The 15,362-nt window shown below is 38.1% G+C and carries 17 protein-coding genes; 4 read left to right on the forward strand and 13 right to left on the reverse strand.

Features of this window, described 5'->3' with window-relative positions:
* Positions 1-366 precede the first annotated feature (366 nt).
* Positions 367-870 (forward strand): Crp/Fnr family transcriptional regulator, encoded by a 504-nt coding sequence (locus ACKTTZ_RS17215; RefSeq protein ID WP_407846109.1) that lies wholly within the window; start codon positions 367-369, stop codon positions 868-870.
* A 495-nt stretch (positions 871-1,365) separates the two neighbouring features.
* On the opposite strand, the gene ACKTTZ_RS17220 is transcribed toward ACKTTZ_RS17215, so the two are convergent.
* Positions 1,366-1,713, reverse strand: a complete 348-nt coding sequence (locus ACKTTZ_RS17220) for a nuclear transport factor 2 family protein (protein ID WP_407846110.1) — start codon at positions 1,711-1,713, stop codon at positions 1,366-1,368.
* Positions 1,714-2,783: 1,070 nt separating this feature from the next.
* On the opposite strand from ACKTTZ_RS17220, the gene ACKTTZ_RS17225 reads away from it, so the two are divergent.
* Positions 2,784-3,227 carry a RadC family protein gene (locus tag ACKTTZ_RS17225; RefSeq protein ID WP_407846111.1) on the forward strand — a complete coding sequence of 148 codons (444 nt, stop codon included), beginning with the start codon at positions 2,784-2,786 and terminating at the stop codon, positions 3,225-3,227.
* 131 nt (positions 3,228-3,358) lie between these two features.
* On the opposite strand, the gene traN is transcribed toward ACKTTZ_RS17225, so the two are convergent.
* From traN to ACKTTZ_RS17270, 9 genes are read right to left on the reverse strand one after another with little or no spacing between them, the layout of a single operon-like run.
* The gene (gene traN / locus ACKTTZ_RS17230) at positions 3,359-4,246 is read right to left on the reverse strand and encodes a conjugative transposon protein TraN (protein WP_407846112.1); all 888 of its coding nucleotides are present in this window, start codon (positions 4,244-4,246) and stop codon (positions 3,359-3,361) included.
* Between the two features lie 17 nt (positions 4,247-4,263).
* The gene (traM, locus tag ACKTTZ_RS17235) at positions 4,264-5,556 is read right to left on the reverse strand and encodes a conjugative transposon protein TraM (RefSeq protein WP_407846113.1); all 1,293 of its coding nucleotides are present in this window, start codon (positions 5,554-5,556) and stop codon (positions 4,264-4,266) included.
* Positions 5,540-5,833 (reverse strand): hypothetical protein, encoded by a 294-nt coding sequence (locus tag ACKTTZ_RS17240; protein ID WP_407846114.1) that lies wholly within the window; start codon positions 5,831-5,833, stop codon positions 5,540-5,542. The genes traM and ACKTTZ_RS17240 overlap by 17 nt, the downstream gene beginning before the upstream one ends.
* Before the next feature lie 11 nt (positions 5,834-5,844).
* A complete protein-coding gene (gene traK / locus ACKTTZ_RS17245) occupies positions 5,845-6,468 on the reverse strand; it encodes a conjugative transposon protein TraK (RefSeq protein ID WP_407846115.1) in 624 nt (207 codons plus the stop codon).
* Positions 6,469-6,483: 15 nt separating this feature from the next.
* Positions 6,484-7,476: a conjugative transposon protein TraJ gene (gene traJ, locus ACKTTZ_RS17250; RefSeq protein WP_407846116.1), complete on the reverse strand. Its 993-nt coding sequence runs from the start codon at positions 7,474-7,476 to the stop codon at positions 6,484-6,486.
* Between the two features lies 1 nt (position 7,477).
* Positions 7,478-8,086 carry a DUF4141 domain-containing protein gene (locus tag ACKTTZ_RS17255; protein ID WP_407849176.1) on the reverse strand — a complete coding sequence of 203 codons (609 nt, stop codon included), beginning with the start codon at positions 8,084-8,086 and terminating at the stop codon, positions 7,478-7,480.
* Between the two features lie 45 nt (positions 8,087-8,131).
* Complete coding sequence (locus ACKTTZ_RS17260) at positions 8,132-10,642, reverse strand: TraG family conjugative transposon ATPase (protein ID WP_407846117.1); 2,511 nt, start codon at positions 10,640-10,642, stop codon at positions 8,132-8,134.
* On the reverse strand, positions 10,639-10,971 hold the full coding sequence (locus tag ACKTTZ_RS17265; RefSeq protein WP_407849178.1) for a DUF4133 domain-containing protein: 333 nt from the start codon (positions 10,969-10,971) through the stop codon (positions 10,639-10,641). Before ACKTTZ_RS17265 ends, ACKTTZ_RS17260 begins: the two co-directional genes overlap by 4 nt.
* 10 nt (positions 10,972-10,981) lie before the next feature.
* Positions 10,982-11,287: a DUF4134 domain-containing protein gene (locus ACKTTZ_RS17270; protein WP_407846118.1), complete on the reverse strand. Its 306-nt coding sequence runs from the start codon at positions 11,285-11,287 to the stop codon at positions 10,982-10,984.
* A 263-nt stretch (positions 11,288-11,550) separates the two neighbouring features.
* Here ACKTTZ_RS17270 and ACKTTZ_RS17275 point away from each other — a divergent pair, with 263 nt between their 5' ends.
* Together ACKTTZ_RS17275 and ACKTTZ_RS17280 are read left to right on the forward strand one after the other, a co-directional pair.
* Positions 11,551-12,327, forward strand: a complete 777-nt coding sequence (locus tag ACKTTZ_RS17275) for an SDR family NAD(P)-dependent oxidoreductase (RefSeq protein WP_407846119.1) — start codon at positions 11,551-11,553, stop codon at positions 12,325-12,327.
* Between the two features lie 56 nt (positions 12,328-12,383).
* Positions 12,384-13,304 (forward strand): helix-turn-helix domain-containing protein, encoded by a 921-nt coding sequence (locus ACKTTZ_RS17280; RefSeq protein WP_407846120.1) that lies wholly within the window; start codon positions 12,384-12,386, stop codon positions 13,302-13,304.
* A 4-nt stretch (positions 13,305-13,308) separates the two neighbouring features.
* Here the strand turns inward: ACKTTZ_RS17280 and ACKTTZ_RS17285 are convergent, their stop codons facing one another.
* Genes ACKTTZ_RS17285 through ACKTTZ_RS17295 form a run of 3 tightly spaced genes read right to left on the reverse strand, consistent with a single transcriptional unit; the run spans position 13,309 to position 15,126 of the window.
* The gene (locus tag ACKTTZ_RS17285) at positions 13,309-13,944 is read right to left on the reverse strand and encodes a conjugal transfer protein TraD (protein WP_407846121.1); all 636 of its coding nucleotides are present in this window, start codon (positions 13,942-13,944) and stop codon (positions 13,309-13,311) included.
* Positions 13,945-13,946: 2 nt separating this feature from the next.
* Positions 13,947-14,348: a DUF3408 domain-containing protein gene (locus ACKTTZ_RS17290; RefSeq protein WP_407846122.1), complete on the reverse strand. Its 402-nt coding sequence runs from the start codon at positions 14,346-14,348 to the stop codon at positions 13,947-13,949.
* A gap of 10 nt (positions 14,349-14,358) precedes the next feature.
* Entirely contained in the window at positions 14,359-15,126 is a 768-nt protein-coding gene (locus ACKTTZ_RS17295; RefSeq protein WP_407846123.1) for a ParA family protein, read from the reverse strand.
* Positions 15,127-15,362: the final 236 nt, after the last annotated feature.

Consider the following 15,362-nt stretch of genomic DNA (forward strand, 5'->3'; position numbering starts at 1 on the left):
TACAAAGGGAGATATTATGTTCCCAATATAACTATACTATGCTTACTTAAGAATACCTATATTTTCTATACCTCAAACTTTACCTTATTAATAACAACCTGAATTTATATGATTTAGGGAAATAAATTTGGTATCTATTCTTAGTTGAAGATTTACGAAATAATGATCAGCAACCATGTCTTTATCCTCAAAGGATAAAAAAACCTGATTTGTTTAAAATTTGCACTTAAAATACTGGCCGTTTTATTGAGAGATTCATTCGTAACAATAACCAAAAAAATTAATAGTATGATTATCGATGAAGATCTTTTGCTCGAAAATTGAGCAGTTTACGAAAATTATCCCGCAAAGGAAACTATTTATGAAATGGGAGGCATTCCCCATTATTATTTCCAGATTGTTACGGGAACGGTAGAATTAAATAATTACTATGAGGACGGGAAGGAGTTTACACTCAATATCATTTTTGAAGGGCAGAGCTTCGGAGAATCTTTACTTTTTGGGGATAAGAACTATCCAATGAATGCCATTGCAAGAACTGATTGCAAAATTCTTAAATTACCAAAATCCAGCTTTTTGAATATGCTGAGTGAAAATATGGAATTGATTTTTACCATGTTCCGTTATCTTTCTGACCGGCTTTTCTATAAATATATAATGCTGCTTAGTAATTCAGTCATAGACCCGGTATTGAAAATAAAATCTTTACTGGATTATTATAAGGAAAATTCATTAAAGCAAAGTTCTTATTTATATCAGGTTCCGCTTACCAGACAGCAAATTGCCAATTTAACGGGGCTACGTGTCGAAACAGTTATACGTACTATTAAAAAAATGGCAGCGGATGATATTCTTAAGCTCGATGGGTGACAAATTTTGTATTGATCATTGAGAAACAGCCTTCTTGTAATAATAGAAGCTGCTAATTTACTTTTCCCATTCACTTAATTGTTTCCAAAGAAGACCAATTCATTTGTAATCACTGAGGGCAAATTAACGGATAATTTTCCTGATTCTGCTCAACGAAGATTGCGTTATTTCAAAATAGGAAAGCGGAATACGATTAGCTTAATAGCATAAATATGAATTAGATTTTACCTACGAAAGCTGCTTTTTTCCGTTTTTGAGAAAGTGAAGGATTCGAATTAATTTCCTTAGATCGTAATAAACCTATTTTTTTAATATTACTTTAATGGTGGCCATGGTTCTGCCAATAGATTATTCATTCTAATATTTTTTAGAATGATAGTCTAAATTTCATAAACCTAATGGCATAGATCAATATTAAAAATAATGATGCTTGAAACACGGCTTCAGTTCATTCAAGTAAATTATCCCCAGAATTAAGATAATTGAAACGATGCTTTAAGGTTTCTTCTCTATAACAAACGCTTTTAGTTCTGCTATTTTGCCATCAGCAAATCGCCAGATATCACAGTAATCAAAATGTTCATACTTTCCGGCTTTATTTTTTAATTGGATTTTCCCCGTTACCATAACAAAATCGCCATCTTCGATAGTCTTTTCGACACTGAAAATAGGTGGTTCTTTATAGAATTCTTTCATATACGCACGGACTTCTTCTTTCCCATTAAGGATGCGCTCACCAACGAATACCCATTTCGTGTCAGAGGTACAGTAAGCTAAAAAACTTTCATAATCGCCTTTTGATACAAATTCATTGGCTGTGTGTAGGATTATTGTGTTATTCATTTGAGAGGATAGATAAGCGTGTTTGTTTTATTCTTTGAGATTTCCCGTAAAAATATCTCAGTATTATTCCTATAATTTACTGGAGAAAATCCTTTTTTTTAATCAGTCTTTTTTATAATCTAATGAGGTATAGGATATCCTATGTTACCTATTTGCAAATGGTACTCAATAGGATAGAAAACTTTAGACACACTTTCTCTATTAAAGTGCATCGGAAAAAACAACAAATACGTAAAGAATAGCTACCTATTTGTTTACACTACGAGATCTTCCTTGTAGATTGTGTGCACTGTCTGAAACTGCTGCATTGATATTGCCCGTACCATTACCCGTATTATTATTACTGGTTTTTCTTCCTCCGACGTGATTCTTTGTATTAATACTGTCATTGCTTGTTTTAATGCCTTGAGTATCCCCGACTGTTGAAGCTACAGTATCTGAGTAACTTCTCTGAGTAGAGCGGAGTCCGTAACAGAGATATTATTTGTTGTATCCTTCTTTTTACATGCCGAAATAAGGAAACCTGCTGCGGCTATTGATAAAAATAATTTTTTCATAAAATATTGTATTGGTGTATGGGTTGAAAATCAAATTTCGAAATTTAACTTTAGTCATGATATGAGTAAGATCATAATAGTACAGATCTTAAAGATGCATATTGAACTGATAATAAAAACACATTAATATATTGAATAGATAGTGCAGCCGGATGATAACAATTCAAATATATCTATGTATTGTAAGAGTCAAGATATGGTGTCTGATGGTGGAAAAAACACTCATCATTATTTTGCATAATAAACCGGTAAAAAGGCAGCCAAGTTGTAACGGCCAGCCTTCCTAGTCCTGCCAAAAGACTACGGCATAAACGGTTTCCTCCCAAATGGTACCCTCCATTTATTCCGTTTCCTTTTGGCTTTTACCTTGCCCGTAACAATTTTCTGCTTTCTTTTTTCCGGTTTTTCTTTTGAAAAATATCAGCAACACGAGGGCTTTAATAGGAAAAGGGAATTAATTTTATTAAGCAGGTACGGGAAAATAAAGGCTCCGCCGTACACGGAGTAAAACAAATGAACTTTAATATTGTCAATGAAATTAAATTAACCTATTCAAGGGAGGGGAATGCTGAAAAATTAATAACTAATTCCAATGATGCCATTGAAGTATTCAGGGCACATTTTGATAGTGGTGAAATTGATTATAGGGAATCATTTTATGCACTCTATTTGAATCACGCCCATAAGGTTCTGGGAATAAAAAGAATTTCGGAATCAGGAATTTCCTCAACCTTGGTAGACATTAGAATTATCATGCAGGCCGCACTTTTATGTAATGCATCATCTCTTATTGTTGCACATAATCATCCATCAGGAAATTTAAAGCCATCATCCGAAGATGTAAAAATGACTGGTAAGATAAAGAACGCATCGGAGTTTTTAAGTATACAACTGCTTGACCATTGTATTTTAACTTCTACGGAATATCTATCATTTGCTGATGAAGGATTGCTTTAAGTGATTTTGGAATTTTACGAACAATAAAAAACGGCAAGTTTTAATTGCCGTTTTTGCTTCTAAATTTCGGGCGAAAAGACAGATCCCCCTACAGTCAAAGTGTCTTTTCGCAGTAAAATTTTATTTTGGTATTAGAAATGTTTTTCGATGAGCTCTGCTTTGATTAAGTCTTTATTCTTTATTTTGACCCGCCGATGACGGCCGCCGTTTTTTTCAAATATTTCAATAAACAATACCTGATCGTTAGGTAAAGTAAATTGGTTAAAAAGATAAACGTTTTCAACTGTAGACCTGTTTTTGACATTCAGTGTAGAAGAATATGCCCGAAGTGGATATAGTATTTTGTCCTGAACAGCGGTACGCTTCAGGTTTTTTTTATCAGTGATTTTGAAATTGATATAATCAACCTGATAATTAATATTTCGGCTGTTCTTAATTTGCAGAACAAAATAGAACTTTCCATTATACAGGTTCAATGACTTTACTATGAATTCTATGCCATCACTTTTCGAATGGATGTGCCTGATACTGCGTTTTGAACTTTCACTAAGTGTTTTCATGATATGATCTGTAACAGAGGAGGAATCACCTTTCAGTTCTTCGAAAAGGATTTCAGAAATATTTCCTTTGTAAGTGTCCGTTCGTAATTTTGAAAGATCATAGCTGAGAGCCTCAGGATAAGGGCTGTACAATACATCAAAACTATAGAACTTGCCATCTTGGGTAACCACTGAAAAATTGGTTTCGGGTTCAAAATCTTTTACGGCAGCTTTAATTCTTAAAACGTTTTCTAAATCATTAGTTTTGCCAGCCGTAATATAATCACTGCCTAAATCAACATATTTTATAGGAGAAGGAAATAAGAGGTGTGTTGTTTTATCATATGTGACTTGCATTTTCTGTGGATCAATCCTTGCCTTATAGAGTGCTCTAAACCCAATGGTATCCTGAGCTGTAACAGTGGATAGGAAAGAAGTTAAAACAATTGCCAATAGCTTAATATTAAATGTTATTCTCATTATTATATGTGTATTTGTTAATTATTTTTTGAAACTAAAAACACAAGGTGTCCCGTTTTGACAGTAATTTTTTGCTGTCTGACTTTTTTCTGAAAATATCCTGATACTCCCTGAATGAGTCCTTTGGTCAGATCAGCAGTCATCTGCTGTCCTGCAGACCGGGTCATCATGATGTTTGTTCCTGAGTTCTGGCCCATATTGGCAGCAATATCACTGAGAGCGTTTTGTTCGGAGGAATAGGGTATATACAGTCCCAATTGTCCATCATTATCATGGATATTAATATCAACAGCTTCAATAATTCCCCCATACGCTATGGTAGAGATGTTCAGGTATAATCTTCCACCTTGAAAGTTAGCCTTAGCTTTCAACAGGGTTCCGACAGGGAGTTGTATTTTTCCAAGCATGATAGACTCCAATAACCTTATTGAGATTATGCTTTCAGAGATTACGATTTTTGTTTCATGGATAGCAGCCCGGATGCTGTTTCCGGGTATAGATTGCTGAAACTGCTCATCTTGAATTCCGGTAAATCTTTTATTATTTAAACTGCGGAAAATAGTACTGTCTGAAGAATCCCGGTACAAACTTGAAATCACAGAATGCTTGACAGGTGTTGCAACAGTGATTCTGACCTTAGCAGAAGCTGATACTTCTTTTATCTCACTTTTATTTTCAGACACTTCCTGCTTGGATGCCGGAAGATATTTGGCGGCCAGCTGATAAGATCTTTCCATCAGTTCCAGTTGATCATTAATGCTGGTGCCGGCAGGTACTGCTTCGCGTTGGGAAGCTTCTGTCTTTAGTCTGTGGATTTCCCTTTTAAGCGTATTGACTTCCTGATCGTCCCTGCTGTAAAATGAGCTTAATGCCTGCTGGGCATTCCGATAACTGCTGGTTGGATTCTGATTGGATAGTGGTGCAGCGCCAGATTCATTTTGTAAAAGTATCGGATTTGGAGCTGAGGTATCTTGTGAAGAATCAGTCCAGTAATCCGATAAGGTTGTGAGCGCATTTTTCTTTTCTTCATTTTTCTGCTCCAGTAATTGCTGTTCATACGCTTTCTGTTTATCGGACTGCAGCTGGCCATCAGAGGCCTGGGGAATAACTGAATTGAACCCTGTCTTTGCACTATGGTCTTTCTCTTCTTTGGGGTTAAAAATCAAATACAAACACCCTGCACATGCAATGGTCATTAAAAAGTAAATGACAGGTTTCTTCAACTGGTCAATGGTCAGCTTACGGTTTTTTGGTTCATCATTTTTATCATCTTCCGTTACTCTGATATTGGAACTATTTTGGTCTTTCATCTTGATTATTTTGTGAGGAATTATAGACTGAGTGGTAACCTTCTTTACTTTTGATTGTTATATCGGCAGGCTTGGTAATGATATGCCTTATGGATGGCATATCTTTGCTGTCACTTCCTTTTTTCGATGCTATCTGAATGATCATCAGTAAGGTCATTAGTGAATATCCTGTAAAAAATAGTGCGGTCAGAAAACGTTGCTTTTTTATCGGAAATGTTTTCCATTGGGCCTCAGAACTTTTTACCCACTGATCAATTCTTATTGTTAATTTTTTCATGCTCCTTCCTTTTATCGGTTAACTGTTTCTAAATCTTTATTCTCAACGACATTGAACTTTTCAATTGTAAATCCCTGGGGATTGCTGTCAGATCGGACAGAATTAACCAATGAACACCGGGTGATCAGGTTTCTTATCGTCAGGTTGCTTGAACGAATAATAAACTGCCTGCCATATGTCTTGACTGCATAGGGATAGCTGCTGAAATCCGCAGCTATACTGTCAACTTCAATTCTCTGTTGTATATTTCCGCTGATGATTCGGTTGTAGTATCCTTTTTCAGAAAGGTCTTTATAATAGTTGAACGCCGACTGGTCTGCCAGATTGAATGCTCTTTTCACATTGCTTTCAATCGCATCTTTATCAGGAGCTACAGTAAAGAACAGTTCATGGAAGCGTCGTACATGTTCCCTTGCTTCTACCGGTCTGTTGATGGACATATCCTGAGAAAGTGCGACCATCAATGATTTACCATTGTCCAATACATAAATCTTTTGTCTCTGCTGCTCTGCAAAGCTGTATGACTTATAAACAGCTATACCAACAACTCCCAGGCATAGCAGGGCAAATACAAAAGTGAACAGCCTGATCTGCTTGAAACTGTTTTCTATATTTCTTAAGGTTTTAAATTCCATTGTTTTATGATTTTATTATTTAAGAAGCCTGCCGGATATGTTGCCCGCTGCTGAACCGGCCGCAGCCCCTGCAACATTTCCTGATTTCTGTGCCATCTGCGTAACATTGCGCATAAAGTTTCCGGCACCTCCTGCCTGAATGACCCATCCTGTAACCGTAGGAACCGTAAAATACCCGATGATTCCAATGATCATATAGATGATATACACCGTATTGGAAGTGTCAGGGATAAAGTCGGGATCAGCGAGCATCTCGATATCCCTTTCAATAATCAATGACTGGATCTTGGCAAGAACAGCACTGAACATATCTGCTACGGGAAGCCATAAATACACACTGATGTACCGGGTTAACCATTGGGTAAGAGTGGACTGAAAACCATCCCATACCGATATGGCAAAAGCAATAGGTCCGAGAATAGATAATACAATGAGAAAAAATGTTCTGATCGTATCGATGACCAAAGCTGCAGCCTGAAAGAGTATTTCCAGAAATTCACGGAATCCGTCTCTGATATCTTTCTTAATGGCGAACATTTCTCTTTCGATATACATTCCTGACATGGTGACCAGATCTGATGGTGACCATCCGAGCTCTTCCAGCTTTTTATCAAATTCTTCATCTGAAATAAGATAGGCCATTTCAGGGTTTCGAAGCATGGCCTCTTTTTCCAAAAGATCTTTTTTCTGCTGCAGTTCATTGAGATCTAAGACCTGACCTTCCAGCATCGAATGGCTTCCCTGAACCACCGGATTCAAAACCCCGTTAATGCTTCCTAGTACCAGCGTTGAAAAAAACATGATGCAGATACCGATAGCAAAGGGTCTTAACATCGGAAACAGATCAATAGGTTCGGCGCGGCTTAATGCCTGCCATACTTTTAATGATACATAAAATAATGCACCTAGTCCAGCTACTCCTTTTGCTACTGCTGCCATATCTACACATAATGGCATCATCTCTTCATAGACAGAACGAAGGACTTCATGTAAATTATTAGGTTCCATCTTACCAGTATTTTTGATTAGCTGTTCCATACAGATTCAGGACCCTTTGGGTATTATTCTGCTTTTTAGCCCTCAGGTAGCTGACAGAGATATTCTTATTGGTATAATATCTAACCAGATTATGATAATTCTTGACCTCTTTGTATACCCGGTCAATAATATCCATTCTTTCTTTGTCATTCAATGATAAGTTGGTTGAAGTGACAATTTGCTTTAATTCTTTGAGCAGTTCGGTGCTTTCATTGAGTAAGGTAGAGTAGCCATTGGCAATAGCTGTGAGTTCCTGCGCATTGAAATTAGGATCACTGAGCATCTTCCCGAAATTGTTGACATACAGCTCCGAAACATCTCCCACGAGTAAAACCGTCTGCTGAACCTTACGGGCATCCTTAACCAGATTATTTACAGCTTTAAGTTTGTCATAATATTCCTTGCCCTGTTCATATACCTTCTTCACTTCATTGAAGTTCTTGACCACGTTGGAAACTGTGGATGAAGTCTGTACAATTTCATTGGCTGAATTCAGAATACCCGATGCCAGGTTGGCAGGGTCGGTAACCACAAATTGTGCTTTTGCAAATGATGATATTATCATAGCAAGTATTATCATTGTTGTAATGATTGAATGTTTCATTGTCGTAAAATTTTAATTGATTTAATATTCTTTTTTGTTTGGTTTGATTCTCCTAAGAGAAATCCTCTTAATGGCATGCTCTACATTGCCATCAAGTTCCAGAGCCAGATTCATGACTTCCATTTTTTCAGTCTCTTCGGTTGTATACGCCAAATATTCTTCTGTAGAAACTTCTGTGGCATACACTGTCGAATGAGTTCCACCCAAGCCAATCCATACTTCTTTGTAGAGTCTTTTAGGATCATTATTCATGTTGATCGATAAAACCTGAGACTTTTCTTTGTCAGTCAATCCCAGCATAGCCTGGATATCATCAAATTTATTCATGTACTTACGCTGGTCCAGAAGGATCTTACAGTCAGAACTGTTAATGATACTTTCCTTAACAATAGGGGAATGAATAATGTCATCCACCTCCTGCGTAACCACAATCGCTTCACCGAAAAATTTTCTTACGGTTTTAAACAGATACTTGATGTACTCTGCCATGCCTTCTTTAGCAATTGCTTTCCATGCTTCTTCAATGAGGATGAGTTTTCTTATTCCCTTCAGTCTCCGCATCTTATTGATGAAGACTTCCATAATAATGATGGTTACAATCGGAAAAAGGATCTTATGGTCTTTAATCGCATCAATCTCGAAAACGATGAACCGCTTGGACAGTAGATCTAACTGTTTGTCTGAATTCAACAGATAATCATATTCACCGCCTTTATAGTAAGGCTCCAGAACATTCAGGAAGTTGGCGATGTCAAAATCCTTTTCCCTGACTTTTTTCTGTTCCAATATTCTTTGATAATCATTTCTGACATATTCATAAAAGCCATTAAAGGAAGAGTGCCCGTCAAAGCTTTTAATCTTTTCAATGTATCCACTGACAGCATTAGACAGTGCCACTTCCTCAGAACGTGTCGGTGGTTCATCATCTCTTTTCCATAGAGTCAGAATCAGTGTTTTAATGCTTTCTCTCTTCTCAATGTCAAATACGCCGTCATCAGTGTAGAAAGGATTAAAAGCAATTGGATGATCTTCTGTATAGGTAAAATAAACTCCGTCTTCGCCTTTGGTTTTGCCTTTGATCAGTTCGCATAATCCCTGGTAGGAATTTCCGGTGTCGACCATAAGAATGTGAGCTCCCTGTTCATAATACTGCCTGACCATGTGATTGGTAAAGAAAGATTTACCGCTTCCCGAGGGACCGAGGATAAACTTGTTTCTGTTGGTGATAATGCCCTGCTTCATTGGAAGATCAGAAATATCCAGATGGATAGGTTTACCCGTGAGCCGGTCTGCCATCTTAATGCCGAACGGGGATGGTGAGCTCTGATAATTGGTTTCTTCTGTGAAAAAACATAAAGCAGGTTCTATGAAGGTGTAGAAGCTTTCTTCGCTCGGAAAATCTCCGGCATTTCCGGGAATACCTGCCCAGTATAATGTAGCAGTATCTGTGGTGTTATGACGGGGTTTACATTCCATAAGTGCCAAGGCGCTCCCGGTATCATTCTTTAGCTGTTTGAGTTCAGCCGGATTGTCCGACCATGACATCACATTAAAATGGGCACGGATGGATTGAAGTCCATAGGAATGGGCTTCATTCAGATATTTTTCGATCCATTCCTTGTTGATCTGATTGGCTCTGCTGTACCTTGCCAGAGAATGCATATTTCTGGCAGATTTTTCAAATTGGCGAAGGTTATCATCACTGTTGTCAATAAACAGGTACTGATTGTAGATATGATTACAGCTTAACAGCAGTCCTACCGGAGATGCAAATGAAAGCAGGCAGTCACTTCGGTCCGTGCTGAGCTTTTCATATCGGCTGTGGGAAGAAACAGTTGCCGGAAGATCATCAGTGTCAGACAAAGTATGCATACTGATACGGTTGTTTCCGATACGCATTGCTTCTGCACCAAGATTCAGATCCTGTAAAGATGGGTTGGCTTCTCTGGATAGTGTGAGATACTGTTCAAGCAAGCCTGACTGTTTATCAGTTCCGGTAATTTCATCTGCAGTCATTCGCTCTAGAAAAATATATCCGCTGTCACTCATGATCCTTTCAAACTGATCCACCGCTTCCATAAATCTGCTAATGATATCTTTATCCCTTATTTCTTTAGGAATTAAAATCCCTTTACAGAGGGATGAGAAATTGCTCTGCATTTTCATTCTTTCCTTAGTGGTTTTGGTGATAAAGAGATAGCAGTAATGATTCAGAAAAGGTCTTTCGTTAAAGTGCCTCTCAAATGATTTGGATAGAAAGCTTTGATCATCACCGGAGAGATTCGCTCTGTAGTTTTCCTTAATAAACCAATCCTGCTTATGCACAATACAATAGTCCGGTAGTGTTTTCACTGCCTTGAACCAGGCTGAATGAATGGCTTCATACTCAGCTGAAGCTACAGTAAACAGCTCAGGTAAACTGACTTTAAAGCAAACGGTAACATCTGCATCTTTAGAGATAATACAGTTTTCTTCAACAGCCAGTAATGGAAACCTGCTTTCCAATGTTGCCGCTTTTGATTGATTTCTCATGGTGAAGCTTTTTTGGAGTTCGATTTTAGATATCTATAGATTGACCTTCTGCTGATGATATATCGGGGATGCTTCTTTTTAGCTCCCAATTTCATCAGTCCGTGCTCTCCGTATTTTCTGTTGAGAGAGAAGGTTTTCCAAATCAGAATACCGGCACTGGCTCCGCCGAAAACAAGACAGAGATAAGTGTTTACACCAGTCATATACATGATCATCATCAGTATCAGTACTGCTAATAATCCGCCTGCAAAAATAAACAGGTACTGTGCTTTCAATCCTTTGAACTCAACGGTCCTTCCTATTCCTTTATTAATGTGATAGATGTTCATCATTATTTGATTAAAGGAAGAATGAGCGCAGAATGGTTGCCGCCACAATTAAGAAGATACAGGCTCCGAACCAGCTGGCAGCAGTCTTACTGGTATCAGGATCACCACTGCTGAATTTGTTATATACTTTGACCCCTCCGATGAGTCCTACAACAGCGCCGATCGCATAAATAAGCTTTGTAGCAGGATCAAAATAAGAAGTGACCATCTGTGTGGCCTCAGTAATTCCGGCGGAACCATTACCTTGAGCATTGATACTCCAGCTCATTGCCAGGAGCAAAGCCGTGAGCATGATTTTTTTTCTTTGTCTTTTCATAATAGTAGATTTTTGGTTGACTAAAACCCGCACTTTACGGGTGCTGAGACAAAGATGTAGGGTAGCAGGGTGCTTAATTGAAATTCGGAGTCCGGAGGAATTGTTTGGCATCGATAAGTTATCTTGCCGGATTCCTGTTGTAAGAATTATATCCTGTTACATTCCCATTGAAACCTCAATACGGCTTCAAATATCCTCAATTTGACTACATGTATAGTTTCTGTATTCTGCAACTTTGCTGTACAAAATTTAAATCAATGAATATGATAAAGAACAATGAAAATAAGATAGCACTGGTATCGGGTGCTAACACCGGAGTGGGATTTCAGATTGCTAAAGCGCTGGCAGAAAACGGATACGTGGTCTATGCAGGTTCCCGTAATTTACAAAAAGGTCAGGCAGCCACAGCTGAAATAGGTGGGAAAGCAAAAGCAATTCAGCTGGATATTACCGATAATGAGTCGATTAGAGCCGCTGTAGAAACTATTGAAGGTGAATACGGATACCTTACCCTGCTTGTTAATAATGCGGCGATCTCTCATGTGGGAAAAGCCGGCCGCACTATGGAAGAAATATTGGGCTCGCAGCGTGCGAGTATTGTACCAATAGATGAACTGAAATCGGTATGGGATACCAATGTGTTTGGAACCCTTTCTCTTACACAGGCTTTCCTGCCATTATTACATAAAGCTCCTGCTTCACGTATTGTGACGGTTTCCAGCGCTTTGGGTTCTCTTACGATCAATGCTAATCCCGAAAACCCGTATCGTGTACATTTTGATGCAGTATATGGGGCTTCTAAGACGGCGCTCAATGGAATTTTTCTCTCTTTAGCCATAGAACTGGAGAAGACCAATATCAAAGTTCATATGGTGAGTCCGGGCTTTACGGCCACGGCACTTAATAATTTTGAGGGAACTGACTCCGTTGAAGAAGGTTCAAAGGAACCGATCAGAGTAGCGTTGGCAGAAGACCTTCCGACAGGTAGTTTTACCGGCCCTGCGAATTTTGGCAGAAAAGATAATGATCTTCCGTGGTAAGATTTTTAACATTAAACCTATGATCCACAGTCATAGGTTTTTTATACATTTATAGTATGAAAAGCAAAGAGGATAAATTGATACGGTTTATATCGATATCGGAAAGCCATAAAGCCTTCGGACTGCCTGCCCCACAGCATCCTCTGATCAGTCTTATCCATTTCAATAAAGACAATCCTTTCAATGCAGAGATGGCACCAGTCTACAACCTTTTGAGTTTCTATAAGATTACTTTTATCACAAGAAACAAAGGAAGACTCAAGTACGGCAGAAGTTTTTACGACTACAATGAGGGCAGCATGCTGTTTCTGGCTCCTAATCAATTGGTAGGGAGCACGGATTACAACAGCGAAACTTACTGCTATTTGCTGTTGATTCATCCTGACTTTTTGCTGGGGCATCCTATAGCCGGTAAAATAAAGCAATACAGCTATTTTTCGTACTCATCTAATGAGGCTCTGCATGTATCAGACCCTGAGAAGGAAATCATTCTTTCTGTTTTCAGGATTATGGAACAGGAGCTCAATAGCCGCGTTGATGAATTCAGTCAGGAGGTAGTGATTGCGCAGATAGAACTGCTCTTAAGTTATGTCAACAGATTTTACAAACGTCAGTTTATTACCAGAAAAGTAGTCAATAACGATGTTCTTCAAAAAACAGAAACCATCCTGGACGATTACCTTAATGATCAGGATTTAATGCATCAGGGTCTTCCCACTGTGCAGTATCTTTCAGATCAGCTCAATATCTCACCGGGCTATCTGAGTGATGTTTTACGTTCGGTGATCGGGAAAAATACCCAGCAGTACATTCGTGAGAAGGTCACTGAAAAAGCTAAGGAAAGATTGATTTCCACTGATTTGACGGTAGCTGAAATAGCCTATGAATTAGGCTTTGAACATCCACAGTCGTTCAGTAAAATGTTCAGGGTTCAGACCGGGCTTTCTCCTGTAGAATTTAGGAATTCATTCAATTAAATGATCAGGTGAAATTTTCAATATTGAAATCTTTCATATCGTCTGTCCGCAAAGTGGAAGAACCGGTTTCCTCAGCATGAGTAAAACTATTATCCAATAGCTCGGCAATGATTTGGGAAGCGTTTTCCATAGAATTTTCCAATAGGATGAATAATTCGGTTCCGTATATTTTCTGAACTGCCGCTGCTGCTGCTTCCTTTTCAGATGGATCACCAACTTTTTGCTGTAAGATCATCTGCACAGCGCTTAGTTCTTCAAAGGTAGCTCCCTGGGCAAAACCGTCATTTTCATCAATTATTCTATATTTTTTCCATTCTTCTTCCTCTTCAGTAAAATCAAGGCTGCTATTAAAACCATATTCCGGTTCTTCCTGCGGATTTTGAAGATGTACATTTTCTCTGATGTCATATTCTATGTCTAAATTAGAGGGATCAAACTCAGGTTCTTCTTTTTGTCCTTTAAGGGAGGGTATTGTCTCTGAGTGGCTTAGTGATGTTTTGGTTTCTCCTATAATAGGATAGGGTTTTTTAATGTTTGTTTGATTTTTTATGATGGGAGAAGGGGATTTTTTAATACTGATTTTTTCATGCAGTAATAGCAGGATAATGATCAATAGGCTTGTAATAATGAGAATTTCCATGGTTATAAAATGGGTTTAAAATGATTGTTGAAATACTCAGTGATCTCATTTCCGTATTCCAGAAAATGCTGCTCAAGGATATTATCGATGTACGAGTATAACGTTGTTCTTTCCTCCCGGCTGATTTGTACAATTCTCAAAAGTCTTTCGTGATATTCGGGTCTTATATAAACAACCTTACCATTACGTCCCGAAGGAAACCGGTTGATGAGGAAGAGGCCCTCATAGTGCGCTTTTTTGGATGTACTGCTTCTTACTTTTTCCCTTGGCTTTTGATGCATAGATTCTTTAGCTTCATTGCTCTTCACCTCTGGAGCACTCTGATCACCACTGATGATCTGCATCAGGTATTCTTCATCAATATGGGGTTTTTCAAACTCATTTTTTTCTTTATCTGTTCTCATTGTTCAAGTTTTATAGTGGTGTGATTTGTAGGAATTCCTCGATAAATAGATTCATTCTGGTCGCTTTTAAGAGTGAAAGATCCGCAGGTAATAGAGTAGACCTGAAAATGTTGTTACCTGTATCCTCAGACTCTTTACGAAAACGCTTGCTATCCATAATCCTTGTTCCCATGATATTCAGCTGGAGTGCTGCAATAGTCTTCTCGTATATTTCATATAATCCTGTTTTCTCTCTTCCATCAATCTGATTCCAAAAGAGCCAGATCGCTTGTTCTTTACTGCCATGCGCTGCATGGGGAAGACCCAGGAATGCTTTGGTAAATCCCAATGTGCTTTCTACAACCAGCCGGTCAGCGGTTATGGGAGCAAAGATGAAATCCATTGTTTTCAAGGTGGTCAGAACACCTTTGGTATTAGCGGTACCCGGCAGGTCAAAAAAGATTAGGTCCGGAACTGCAGCACTCTGGTTAATGTAGTTTGATGTTTGCTCTAATGCATCCTCTGCTTTGCAGCGTATAATGGGGAAAGCTTTTTTGTTAATCAGCTGAAACTGTTTCATCGCCGCTTTTTTATGGTATTCATGGACCATGATTGCCTTTTTATCACGTTCTCTCATATTGCTAATGCTGTATTGCGGAAAATCGCAGTCCATGACTAAAACATTAAAGCCTAATCGATAATGCAGTATACTGGATATTAATGTGGTCATCGTTGATTTTCCTACGCCTCCTTTTTGGGTAAAGAAACTTACTTTTAAAGGATTTTTTGTTGCTTTCATTATATACTTGTTTATTATTGGTTTGTAATTTTATTTTCTTTTGATCAGTATGTATTTACATATCTTTTAGTGGATGTATTATTTTGGATGTCTGTATACATTTACCTTCGTTTCTGTTTCTATCTGCAATTGTTTTGTTGGTTATATGATGACTCTTAAAGACTTAAAATTGCTTTTACACTTTTAAACTTGTAAAACTTTACCTCTTTATTTTTTACTCCTTTTATAATCAGTTT

Origin of the sequence: Chryseobacterium sp. KCF3-3 (assembly GCF_045865955.1) — a bacterium.
In the GTDB taxonomy this organism is placed as follows: Bacteria; Bacteroidota; Bacteroidia; order Flavobacteriales; family Weeksellaceae; genus Chryseobacterium.

What these genes read in the sequence shown, in the direction of transcription:
- ACKTTZ_RS17220 (WP_407846110.1), bottom strand. Translation starts at nt 1,713, where the DNA reads ATGAATAACACAATAATCCTACACACAGCCAATGAATTTGTATCAAAA.
- ACKTTZ_RS17225 (WP_407846111.1), top strand. Translation starts at nt 2,784, where the DNA reads ATGAACTTTAATATTGTCAATGAAATTAAATTAACCTATTCAAGGGAG.
- ACKTTZ_RS17280 (WP_407846120.1), top strand. Translation starts at nt 12,384, where the DNA reads ATGAAAAGCAAAGAGGATAAATTGATACGGTTTATATCGATATCGGAA.
- ACKTTZ_RS17255 (WP_407849176.1), bottom strand. Translation starts at nt 8,086, where the DNA reads ATGATAATACTTGCTATGATAATATCATCATTTGCAAAAGCACAATTT.
- ACKTTZ_RS17295 (WP_407846123.1), bottom strand. Translation starts at nt 15,126, where the DNA reads ATGAAAGCAACAAAAAATCCTTTAAAAGTAAGTTTCTTTACCCAAAAA.
- ACKTTZ_RS17265 (WP_407849178.1), bottom strand. Translation starts at nt 10,971, where the DNA reads ATGAACATCTATCACATTAATAAAGGAATAGGAAGGACCGTTGAGTTC.
- ACKTTZ_RS17275 (WP_407846119.1), top strand. Translation starts at nt 11,551, where the DNA reads ATGATAAAGAACAATGAAAATAAGATAGCACTGGTATCGGGTGCTAAC.
- ACKTTZ_RS17270 (WP_407846118.1), bottom strand. Translation starts at nt 11,287, where the DNA reads ATGAAAAGACAAAGAAAAAAAATCATGCTCACGGCTTTGCTCCTGGCA.
- ACKTTZ_RS17260 (WP_407846117.1), bottom strand. Translation starts at nt 10,642, where the DNA reads ATGAGAAATCAATCAAAAGCGGCAACATTGGAAAGCAGGTTTCCATTA.
- ACKTTZ_RS17290 (WP_407846122.1), bottom strand. Translation starts at nt 14,348, where the DNA reads ATGAGAACAGATAAAGAAAAAAATGAGTTTGAAAAACCCCATATTGAT.
- ACKTTZ_RS17215 (WP_407846109.1), top strand. Translation starts at nt 367, where the DNA reads ATGGGAGGCATTCCCCATTATTATTTCCAGATTGTTACGGGAACGGTA.
- traK (WP_407846115.1), bottom strand. Translation starts at nt 6,468, where the DNA reads ATGGAATTTAAAACCTTAAGAAATATAGAAAACAGTTTCAAGCAGATC.
- ACKTTZ_RS17240 (WP_407846114.1), bottom strand. Translation starts at nt 5,833, where the DNA reads ATGAAAAAATTAACAATAAGAATTGATCAGTGGGTAAAAAGTTCTGAG.
- traM (WP_407846113.1), bottom strand. Translation starts at nt 5,556, where the DNA reads ATGAAAGACCAAAATAGTTCCAATATCAGAGTAACGGAAGATGATAAA.
- traJ (WP_407846116.1), bottom strand. Translation starts at nt 7,476, where the DNA reads ATGGAACCTAATAATTTACATGAAGTCCTTCGTTCTGTCTATGAAGAG.
- traN (WP_407846112.1), bottom strand. Translation starts at nt 4,246, where the DNA reads ATGAGAATAACATTTAATATTAAGCTATTGGCAATTGTTTTAACTTCT.
- ACKTTZ_RS17285 (WP_407846121.1), bottom strand. Translation starts at nt 13,944, where the DNA reads ATGGAAATTCTCATTATTACAAGCCTATTGATCATTATCCTGCTATTA.